At 70.8% G+C, this 9,370-nt stretch carries 9 protein-coding genes; 5 read left to right on the top strand and 4 right to left on the bottom strand.

What is annotated here, in order from left to right; all coding sequences use genetic code 11:
* Positions 1-68: 68 nt before the first annotated feature.
* A complete protein-coding gene (locus tag ACFWIC_RS36640; protein WP_380521244.1) occupies positions 69-236 on the top strand; it encodes a hypothetical protein in 168 nt (55 codons plus the stop codon).
* 194 nt (positions 237-430) lie between these two features.
* On the opposite strand, the gene ACFWIC_RS36635 is transcribed toward ACFWIC_RS36640, so the two are convergent.
* The gene (locus ACFWIC_RS36635) at positions 431-892 is read right to left on the bottom strand and encodes an Imm1 family immunity protein (RefSeq protein ID WP_380521242.1); all 462 of its coding nucleotides are present in this window, start codon (positions 890-892) and stop codon (positions 431-433) included.
* 46 nt (positions 893-938) lie between these two features.
* Positions 939-1,133, bottom strand: a complete 195-nt coding sequence (locus tag ACFWIC_RS36630) for a hypothetical protein (RefSeq protein ID WP_380521241.1) — start codon at positions 1,131-1,133, stop codon at positions 939-941.
* Between the two features lie 33 nt (positions 1,134-1,166).
* Here ACFWIC_RS36630 and ACFWIC_RS36625 point away from each other — a divergent pair, with 33 nt between their 5' ends.
* From ACFWIC_RS36625 to ACFWIC_RS36615, 3 genes are all read left to right on the top strand, one after another.
* Positions 1,167-1,778, top strand: a complete 612-nt coding sequence (locus ACFWIC_RS36625; RefSeq protein ID WP_380521240.1) for a hypothetical protein — start codon at positions 1,167-1,169, stop codon at positions 1,776-1,778.
* Positions 1,779-1,781: 3 nt separating this feature from the next.
* The gene (locus ACFWIC_RS36620) at positions 1,782-2,183 is read left to right on the top strand and encodes a hypothetical protein (RefSeq protein ID WP_380521239.1); all 402 of its coding nucleotides are present in this window, start codon (positions 1,782-1,784) and stop codon (positions 2,181-2,183) included.
* A gap of 284 nt (positions 2,184-2,467) precedes the next feature.
* Entirely contained in the window at positions 2,468-2,863 is a 396-nt protein-coding gene (locus ACFWIC_RS36615) for a hypothetical protein (RefSeq protein ID WP_380521238.1), read from the top strand.
* 170 nt (positions 2,864-3,033) lie between these two features.
* On the opposite strand, the gene ACFWIC_RS36610 is transcribed toward ACFWIC_RS36615, so the two are convergent.
* Complete coding sequence (locus tag ACFWIC_RS36610; protein ID WP_380521237.1) at positions 3,034-4,257, bottom strand: hypothetical protein; 1,224 nt, start codon at positions 4,255-4,257, stop codon at positions 3,034-3,036.
* 1,097 nt (positions 4,258-5,354) lie between these two features.
* Between ACFWIC_RS36610 and ACFWIC_RS36605 the strand changes: the two genes are divergently transcribed.
* Positions 5,355-5,777, top strand: a complete 423-nt coding sequence (locus tag ACFWIC_RS36605; protein ID WP_380521235.1) for a hypothetical protein — start codon at positions 5,355-5,357, stop codon at positions 5,775-5,777.
* A 900-nt stretch (positions 5,778-6,677) separates the two neighbouring features.
* On the opposite strand, the gene ACFWIC_RS36600 is transcribed toward ACFWIC_RS36605, so the two are convergent.
* Positions 6,678-9,356 carry a TerD family protein gene (locus ACFWIC_RS36600; protein WP_380521234.1) on the bottom strand — a complete coding sequence of 893 codons (2,679 nt, stop codon included), beginning with the start codon at positions 9,354-9,356 and terminating at the stop codon, positions 6,678-6,680.
* Positions 9,357-9,370 lie beyond the last annotated feature (14 nt).

Below are 9,370 nucleotides of genomic sequence, written 5' to 3'. Positions count from 1 at the left end.
GCATCCGCAGTGAGAAGGGTCTGCGCTGGGGCGGCAGGCCCGTCCTCGCCGCGTGATCAAGCAACCCGGTGAACGAATGCGGTCACAGCACTAGCCGCCGTCACCTCGCAGTACCTCCCCGCCGCCCGCACATCGGCACCGACGCCACCGGCACCGACGCCACCGGCGCCCCGCCCGTCCGGCTGCGCCCGGCACCGCAGCCGACCGCCTCCGCCCTCGGCACCCTGCGGGCCTGAGCCCGGTTCGGACCCGGCAGCTCCCGCGTACGGCGTTCCTGCGGCGGGCAGTGTTCCGGACAGTGCCCAAGGCGCCGTCACGGCGCGCGTACGGGGCCCGGCGAGGCGAAAGCGCGGATTCGTCTCCGGGAACCGATACCTTGGCGAGCCATCAAGGTATCGATGTTCCAGCAGGTCAGAGCATTTTCGGCGCCCTAATCGTCAAGATACTGGTTCTTCCAGGAAACACACGTCGGGCGTTGCCCTCCTGACGACAGGAACTCCTTCACGGCCTCCCGGACAAGGCCGAGGGGGATCTCCACCTGGTCCCGGAACTGGGTCCAGTGTCCGGCGAGGTAGTACTCGGGGGCGTTCCTCGAACTCGCTGGGCCCGCTGTCACGAAGTTCCCGCTGCGGTCGATGAAGAGCACAACCCCCACCTGGAGTTCCCTGTCCACTCCGACCTGCAGCTCGTGATCCGGAATCTCCGTTCCCGGGCGGCCGGGGTCCCCGATGACGATCCTTTCCCGGTCCAGGTGAATGATCTGGGCCAAGTTCTCGTTCACCGGGCCCGCGAGGAGCTCGTCGATCAGGACGTCGACGTCCTCCAGGGAGTCGAGATGGTCGGGGGGCTCGATCCGGTCCCGCCTGTATCGGACCTCAGCACGTAGAGACATTCCGTCACTCTAGGACCGGCCACCAAGGTGCGAGGTCGCCGCCGGGTCACCAGGGCGCGGGGCCGCCGTGGTGAGGCCGGGCGACAGCCTCCAGCAGCGCCTGCCGCGCGCCCCACAGCCGGCCCTGCTCGGCGGCCAGGGCGTCGGCCGCCCACACCGGCAACGGCCGCCCGAGCGCCTCCTCGTTCAGCGCCACCGCCAGCGCGGTGTCGGCCTGCTTCCAGTCCTCCAGCTGCCGCACACGATATCCGCCGCCGCCCCCTAGCCTGATCACGTGATCCCAGATCAGGTGAGCCCGCCCGACCTCCCGCGCTGCCTGGCGTGCGACAGAGAACTCACCCCCACCACCGGCAGGCGCGGCCGCCAACCGCAGTACTGCAACACCAACTGCCGCAGCGCCGCCTACCGCCGCCGCAAGACCACCACCGCCCCGGCCCCGGCGGCCGCCGCGGCCTCCACCACCGCTCCGGCCCTGCTCTCGCTACCGCCCGACGCCGCCCCCACCGGCGCGCCGGCCGAGCAACTGCTGCGCCTGGCCGCCGACGTCGACGACGCCGTCCACGACTACCTCCACACCGTCCAGGCCAGCACCGCCACCGAGGCCGACCAGGCCCTCGCGCTGCTCCACCAGGTGCTGCCCGACGTCCTCGCCCGGATCCTCCAGCAGGCCGAGCTCCACCACCGCCACCACGTCGCCGTCGCCGGCCCCGAGACCGTCACCGGCCTGCCCGCCGACCCGGCCGCCGACGCTGCTCCTCGGTCCGGTATTCGTGACGCAGACCGTGACGCCGATCGTGACGCGCCGTCCGTGGTGAACCTTGATGGTCCAGGTCAAAGCATTGGTGACTGTTCCCCGAAGCAGACGGCCGAGGACCGCTGGCGTTAGCTGATGAGCCGCCAGCGGGAGGCCGAGGTGCCCGCCCGGCCGGTGGAGCGGTACGGGCCGTGGGAGTGGGCGCGCCCACTCACCGACGGCTGGGCCCGCACCATGTGGCGCGACCACGCCGCCGCCCGGCCCCAAGCCCGCCCTGTCCACGTCCTGCTCCACCACGGCCGCCCGGTCGGCTGGGTCGAGGCCGGCATCCACGACGTCCCCCAGTGGGCCGCGGTCCTCCACGGCGGCCCCGACGGCCCGGACCGCTTTGTTCGCGAGCCGCGCCACGACCAGGTCGCCCTCCACCCCACCGCCCTGGCCGCCATCGCCGCCCTCCGCGCCGCCCACCGCGACCGCGACCCCAAGGCCCTGCCCGCCGGCGCCTGGCACACGCAGCAGCACCCGGGCCCGCGCTGACTACCCGCTGTGCCTTTGCACGGTAGATGGCCAAACGGCGCAACGTAGTTGGCCAACGTGGTCTCGGGACCGGGTACCGAGACCAAGGGCGAACTCGGCTGCCGGCCAGCTCATGACTGGCCTCTGCCGGACTTCGATCGTGCCGCGCTCATGGCAGACTTTCGCCTTCGTCAGATGAAGGGGTAGTGGTCGTGAGTAGTGCGGTGTCGGCTGGCGATCCGGACTGGGATCCGGATGAGCATGTGCGGTTTGCCCGATACCGCAAGGCGTTCGACGAGGTAGCCGTGGAGGATGCAGCCGTCCTGGTCACCCGTGTGCTCACCGACCCCGATCCCCAGATGGCGAACAGCGCCGTCTGCGAGTACCTCGACCGTCGCGCCGCCGCGCTGCTCACCGACCCCGGCTATCCCTCCTGGTGCTTGGAGATGACCGGCCCCGTGGCGGTGGACGACTTCTCAGCCCGGCGCCTGCGCGAGTGGACCCTGTTGCGGGCGATGACCATGGACGAGCCGTGGGACGCGGAGACTCTGCTCGCGGCCTCCAACTGGCTCCAGCTCCGCACTGCCGAGACGTCTGCGACCCAGACGGCCCTGGCGACGCTGGCCGGCGGCGGCCGAACCCGGCGCATTCGCAACATCGCCAAGTCCCGCCTGTCGACCCCCGGACTGACCCGGCTCTGAGCACCTGGCCAACATCCCTGCAAGGCCTGGCCAGCTAGCCTGCAAAGTTGGCCATCTATCGTGCAAAGGCACACCCGCTGTGCCTGGACCCTGTAGTTGGCCAAGCGGGACAGGTCAGTTGGCCAGACCGATCTTTCGCGATGCGCGACACACGGTCGAGAGGGTTGTTGTCACCTGTGGTCGGAGGAAAGGGAGGCCAGTCGTGTTCTGGCGGCAGCCCGTACCTCCGGTTCCTCCATGGGGTCGTCGCGCAGCGCTGCGATCCGCGTCAGGGTTTCGGGGTGGATGGGTGCGTGGGTGATGCCGAGCAGTCTGGCGTGGTCCTCGCAGTCCCAGAGGGATTCGGTGTAGGCGCGGTGGAGACCGCCGGTGTCGATGGCGGCCAGCGCCTCCAGGTAGGCGGACCGTTCGTACGAGTGCGGGGTGTGTAGCCAGAGCCGGCGCAGGTAGGGCACCGCGTCGGCGGCGTCCGGGCCGAAGCGGGCCAGCCGCTCCGCCGTGGTCTTGGGGCCGCACCAGGTGCGGGTTCGCCACTGGTCGGTGAGTTCGGCGATGAGTACCGGTATCACCTCGGGGCCGAGGTGGTCGGCGAGGACGTTCGCGCCGAGCCGGGCCAGCCACTGCCGTTCGTCGCAGATCCAGCGGCGTGCGGCCGGTACGGCCAGGGCGCCGAGGCGGTCGACGGCCCGCATGAGGCGGGGAAGGGGCCGCCGGCCGTCCGGGGTGCCGAGCGAGGGCACGAGCGGGATCAGCCCCTCTACCGGGTTCCTGCGGGACAGTTCCCGCAGGGCATCGTTCTTCACGACGGTCCCGGCCTGCGGCCGGGCCAGCAGGCCGAGCAGTTCGTCGTCCGTCAGGTCGGTCAGATCGGGAGGGGGCGGGCCCGGTTCGGGCCGTTGGACCTCGATGCCGAAGCGGGTCCACGGCTCGGTGAACCACGGCGGCTCCGGCTCCCCGCCGATTCGGGCCCGTGCGACCTCCCCCAGGTCCTCCCACCACTCCAGCGGCCACCGGCCGGCGACCGACTCCAGTACGGAGACCCAGTGCGTGCCTTCCCGGATGTGGGAGCGGACGGCTTCCCGGGCCTCGTCGCGGCCGCCGAGAGCGAGCAGCTCCAGCACATCGGAGGCCCGCTCGCCCTGCTCCTCGTCTCCGGCCAGCAGGTCCACCACCGGTGTCAGTGACAGGTCCAGGTCCTGGACCAACCGGGCGAGGTAGCGGGAGCGGTCGTCGACCCCGTCCCACCGCCAGTCACGCCGGATCCCGTCGTAGACAAAAGGCGCAGCCGCCCGGGGATCCTCCAGCGCTTCTACGGCGCCCAGTCCACGGCCGCGTTGCAGCAGGCCCTCGAGCGAGTCGAAGCGGGCGTAGGTCAAGACGTCTTCATCACTCATCACCCGGCACGATGCCCGACCGGGGGCTTCGCCGCCACGCGTTATCGGGCCGCCCGTCGGGAGCACGCCGTCACTGCTGATCACCCCGGGCCCGTCATTCGCACCCGCCGGGCCCGAAGGGGCGACCATCACCCAGTTCCTCGAAGCGGCCCCCGGCCTGACTCAGCTCTGAGCATCTGGCCAACCAGCGTGTCCCGTTTGGCCAACAAGGCTGTCCCGTTGGCCATACAGCGGGTCCCGGCACACCCGCCAGGGCGCCGCACTGTGCCTGGACTCGCTACATGGCCAGACGGGACTCGGTAGTTGGCCAGGTGTCAGCACCCGGAACGGCCCGCGGCCAGGTGAAGAGCCGGGCGGGCATCGAGGCCACCCGCGCCAGGTCCGGCCCGGGGCCTTCTCTGTCCGGCCCTCTGACCGGCTCCGATCCGGCTCTGGGTGCCTGGCCAACTACGGAGTCCCGCCTGGCCAACAAGGCTGTCCCGTTGGCCATGTAGCGAGTCCCGGCACATTGCCCCGGACGTTGCGTCGGAGGTTGCCCCGGACGTTGCTCCGGAGGTTGCCTCACGGGTTGCTTCGGAGGTTGCATCGAGATAGCCCCCCGGACACCTTGATGCCGCAGGTCAGAGACGGGGACAACCGCTCTCCGCAACGCCGATTACTTCTCTCCACGGGGTCTTCGGCACGAGAGCGAAGCAGTACTCAGGGTGTCCTGTACGCCCGGGCCTGGTGGTGTGGAGGCTGCGCGCGGGCGGCCGGCGGGCGCCCCGGTGCCGACGCCGTGGTTGAGTCGGCCGGACGGTTCCGGCCGCCGTCCGGCCTGGTCGGCCTGGTTCCGTTTGGAGTGCCGTTTGAGGTTCCGTTCGGGGTCCTCTTTGAGGTCCCGTTTCAGGTTCTCTTTCAGGTTCCCTTCCCGACCAGCGGACCGGCGTCAACGCCCCAGGTCACAGCTGCGGACAAGGGGTCCCGCGAGCGCCGACAACTTCCCTGTGCGACCCCCGGCGGCAGCAAAGCCGTACCCCGGGGGGCCGTACGGCCCCGGTTGATGCCCCGCGGGCAGGCCGGCCGCCACCGCGGCGGACCTGACTCGTTGAACCGGCGTGAGCACCCCTCCGGCCGCCCGGCGCGCGCTGGGCCCCGGCGTGGCCCATGCCCTCGGCCCGCAGCGCTCCCCGGGCCGTCAGCCGCCCTGGGGCCGCCCCGTGCCCGTTCCCGACCTCCCAGCCCACCCCGACGCCCCGCAGCCCGCCGAACGGGCCGTGGACGCCATCGCCGCGCTGCGCATGGTCCGCGCCCCGGCCGCTGTCCTCGAAGCCGCCCTCCACCTCGCCCAGGCCCTCCTCGACCGACCCGGCGAGGACCCGCTCCTCCTGGAGGCCGCCGAAGGCCTGGCCGCCGTCATCCCCCGACACCTCGCCGCCGCCCGCCAGCAGCTGGCCCCGCCGACCCGGCTGCGCCCCGCCCCGGTGTCTGACCCGGGTCCGGACCCGACGGTGGCCGGCACCGGGCGGCTGCTCGCCTGACACCCGGCTGCGGTGGTGCGCGGTGACGGAATCCGGTGTCCGCCGGCCCCGGCGCGGGTACGCTCATCCGGGAGCCCGACAGCGGTGATTTCGCCCCGCTGAAGTCCCTCGGAGGACGTTGGACTCCCCCTCCAGTTCCCCGACCTGCTCCCCCTCCACCTCCCCGACCACCGGTCAACACCGCATCAGGGACGTTTGCACAGGTCAGAGGCCGAATCCAAGGTCCGCCGAAACCCCGGCAACCCCTCTGTGCCCCTGTCTGTTGGTAGTTGTGGTTGGCGGTTCTGGGGCGTGCGGTGTTTTGCGCGCTCCAGGGCCGCTGAGTGGCCCTCCCGTCTCTTCGGCCTGTCGGCCTGCCCGCTCGGTGATCGAGCTGGGCGATGGGTGCGGCGGCGGGGACGAGTGCGGCCGCCGGGGCCGGCTGTCGGTGGCATGAGGTATCGAAGAACCCGGAAGATCACCAACCACGGGGAGCACCGGCATGCGCCAGGACCAGGAGCCCGCCGAGCAGCCGGCGCCGAAGAAACGCGTGTCAGTCTTCTCTCTAGTTGCAACACTGATGCCGCTCTGACCAGGTGTGCTTGAGGTAGCCAACAAACTTAAAGCTGCCCATTGGTATGCCTATTGAGCTGTAGTGGTGTTGCTAGTGAGCATGTTGACCTCTGGCGGATAGTCGCTCTGACCTGGGATGTTTTAGTTACGCGGCGAATGTTGTAACTAGATAGATAACTATCCGGTGAGAGTATCGGGCGATGCCCTCTGGAGTGATCTTGAGGGGGTGCGATGTGGGCAGGTCGAGGCGGTGTCAGTGTTAACGGCGGGGGCTGTGGGCAGAGTGTCGTGTTGCGTGAGCTGACGACGACATCCAGGCTGCCGCCCTCGCCCGAAGCCTCGTCGGGATCAGGGCTCGATGTTGATGCCGTAGTCGGTGGCCAGGCCCGCCAGGCCGCTGTCGTAGCCCTGGGCGACGGCGCGTGCTTTCCAGCCCGGTCCGTGGCGGTAGAGCTCAACGGCGACCACGACCGTCTCGCCCGCGTCGTGGGCGGGCGGCTCGAAGCGCAGGAGCACACCTGAGATTTGGGTGATGTCCGCCCTCCAGGTGGTGCGCTGGTCGAGGACGGCGGTGGGTTGCGCTTCGAGGTCGACGCTCACCACCACAGCGACCGTGCGGACATCGTCGGGGATGCGGCCGAGGTCGGCGGTGATGGTGTCGCCGCTGGAACTGACGCCGTCCTGGTGGGGGTGATTGTAGAAGACGAGGTCGTGGTCGGTCCGGACCTTGCCGTCGCCGGTGAGGAGAAGTGCGGAAACATCGACCGGAGCGCCAACGGTCGTGACGCGTACCGCTGTTGTCTCGGTAGGAAGGGGCGCGTTGCCGCCCTTGGCCAACAGCAGCGGCACGAGGCCCTTCCCGTCAGGGGATGGTGCGGCGAGGTCGGTGGTGACGGGGCCAGCGGGGGAGTGGGCCGGGGGCGTGCCGGTGCGGATGAGGCCAGCGAGGGCGCGCTGCAGGAGCGGCCAGCCTTCGGCTTCCTCGCCGGGCCAAGGCCACCGTAGCCGCTGGCTGCCGAACTGCTTGGCGGTGGGCGGCTGTCCGAGCGCCTCCTGGAGTTGAACGTAGCGCAGGCTCTCGATGGCCAGCCGCTGCAACTCCCACTGCCGGCGGATCTCCTCCGGGTCCTGGGTCGCCGGCCAGGTGCTCTTGGGGACGGGCTCGCCACCGAGCGCTTGGTACACCCGGCGGGCGAAGTCGTGGCCGTCGCTGGCCAGCAGGCGGGCGGGCCGCTTCTGCTCGGACGGCGCGGGCTCACCGATCGCGGTGTGGAGCGCCCCGAGGTCACCGCCGGTCCACTGGTTGGCGGCGGTCGTCGCGAACCGGGAGAACTGGATGAGCGTGGGCGGGCGCCCCTTGAGGGCGACGTGGCGGTGGTACTGGTGGGCGACCTCCTCCAGTTCGCGGCGCCACCGCTGCTGCAAGTAGGTGTTGAGGTAGCGTTCGGCCCAGGCACGGCGGTGCCGGGTGACGATGTCCCTCACGTGCTCGAAGCCATCGCGGCGCGAGCTACGGCCCATGCTGAACGTGACGCTCACGAGGCCGTCCTCGGAGACGACCGGAACACTCCTGCCCTCCGAGATCGACTCCGGATCTCCCAACTGCTGCTCGGCGGCGCGCAGTTCCTCGAAGAGGGAAGCGTCGACGGGGCAGCCGGCCGTGCGCAGCTCGGTCAGCTCACGGTCGTAGTAGCCGGCGGCGTCGGACAGGGCGGTGCGGGAGTACGGGCCCTCGCACACGAACCACGCGGTCAGCCCGATGCCATGCCAGAACCCGGCCGCTGCACCGAGAACCTGGGTCATCGTGTGGTGCGGGCGGGGGTTGCTGACGATGCTTCCGGGGTGCTGCTTCAGCATCACCGTCTCCCACAGCCGCCCTACCTGCTCCAGGACCATGGGCGGCAGAGCCTGCAGGTACACCTGAGGGGTCCGGTCCTCTCCGGGCGAGGACAGGTCCATCACTTCCTCATCGAGCAGGCCCCACAACGAGGGCATCCCCTTCGCCTGGTGGGCGTGTGCCTGGTCGAAACCCGCCCACCAGTCGCGCAGCACGGACACCCGCTCCTCGATGGGAGAGACGGCGGTGCTCGTGCCGAGGAACGCCGCGAGCATCGCCTGGACCTCGTCCTCGCCGATGCCCGTCTCAGCCGCCACCTCGGCCGCCTGGGAGGACATGCCCACATACAGGCGCGCCTCGGGCAGGGCGGTGATGACCTCCTCGTCCGGGTGCGGCGGGGCCTGGAGGTAGTCGAGTACAGCCAGCCAGTCACCCGCGAAATGAGCGGAGACCACCGGCTGCAGTGCGCGGGTGAGGACCCGCCGCGCCAGCGGCGTGCCCTTCTTCGCCTTCGCCGCGAACCCTGCCGCCAACTGCTGCAGCCGCTGCATCCGGTGACGGGCCACCAGCTGTTCGAGATCGGCCGCGGCTAGCGCTTCCAGCAGGTCCAGACGGGCCTGCTGCTGCCCTCTGCGGTCGAGGGCGTGCCAGCCGCCGCCGAACCGGAAGACCTCCAGCGCACGGGAAGCGATGCCCAGCAGCCGGTAGCGGTCCTCGATCGCCGCCCACACCTGCCGCTGCTCCTCGCGCGTACCGGCCGGCCCCGCCGCCCGCACCCGAACCGGCTCCATCAGCGTCTCAAACAAGGGCACCAGCAGCGCCCACAGCAGCACCACATCCCCGCCCTCGGCGACGGTGAGGCGGGCCGTGTCACCAGCGGCCACCGTCAGTGCGTGGGCCGGACGGTGGCGCAGCAGATGTGGCAGGTTGACCACCCCTGCCTTCAGCGAGAGCTGCTGCGGCAGATACCACGCGCCGCGCCGCTGCTGCTCCTGAACTCCGAACACCTCCGCGCACAGGGCGCTCTCCGTGCGGGTGAGAGCCGCGGCCTTGGCGGTGTCCGGGACACGAGCCCCCTTGCCGACAGTGACGGCGGCCACCGGCCGGCCCTCGAGCGAGGCGGCCAACAACCGGGCCGTGAGCGCGTCGACGTCGGTGAAGCGCTGCTGCCGGCCGGCCGCCGCCTCCACGCGAAGTGCTACCT

The organism is Kitasatospora sp. NPDC127035 (assembly GCF_042726075.1).
In the GTDB taxonomy this organism is placed as follows: Bacteria; Actinomycetota; Actinomycetes; order Streptomycetales; family Streptomycetaceae; genus Kitasatospora.
The sequence above is the reverse complement of the archived record's forward strand: the minus strand, read 5'-3'. Positions and strand labels throughout refer to the sequence as shown.

What these genes read in the sequence shown, in the direction of transcription:
- ACFWIC_RS36620 (WP_380521239.1), top strand. Translation starts at nt 1,782, where the DNA reads ATGAGCCGCCAGCGGGAGGCCGAGGTGCCCGCCCGGCCGGTGGAGCGG.
- ACFWIC_RS36635 (WP_380521242.1), bottom strand. Translation starts at nt 892, where the DNA reads ATGTCTCTACGTGCTGAGGTCCGATACAGGCGGGACCGGATCGAGCCC.
- ACFWIC_RS36610 (WP_380521237.1), bottom strand. Translation starts at nt 4,257, where the DNA reads ATGAGTGATGAAGACGTCTTGACCTACGCCCGCTTCGACTCGCTCGAG.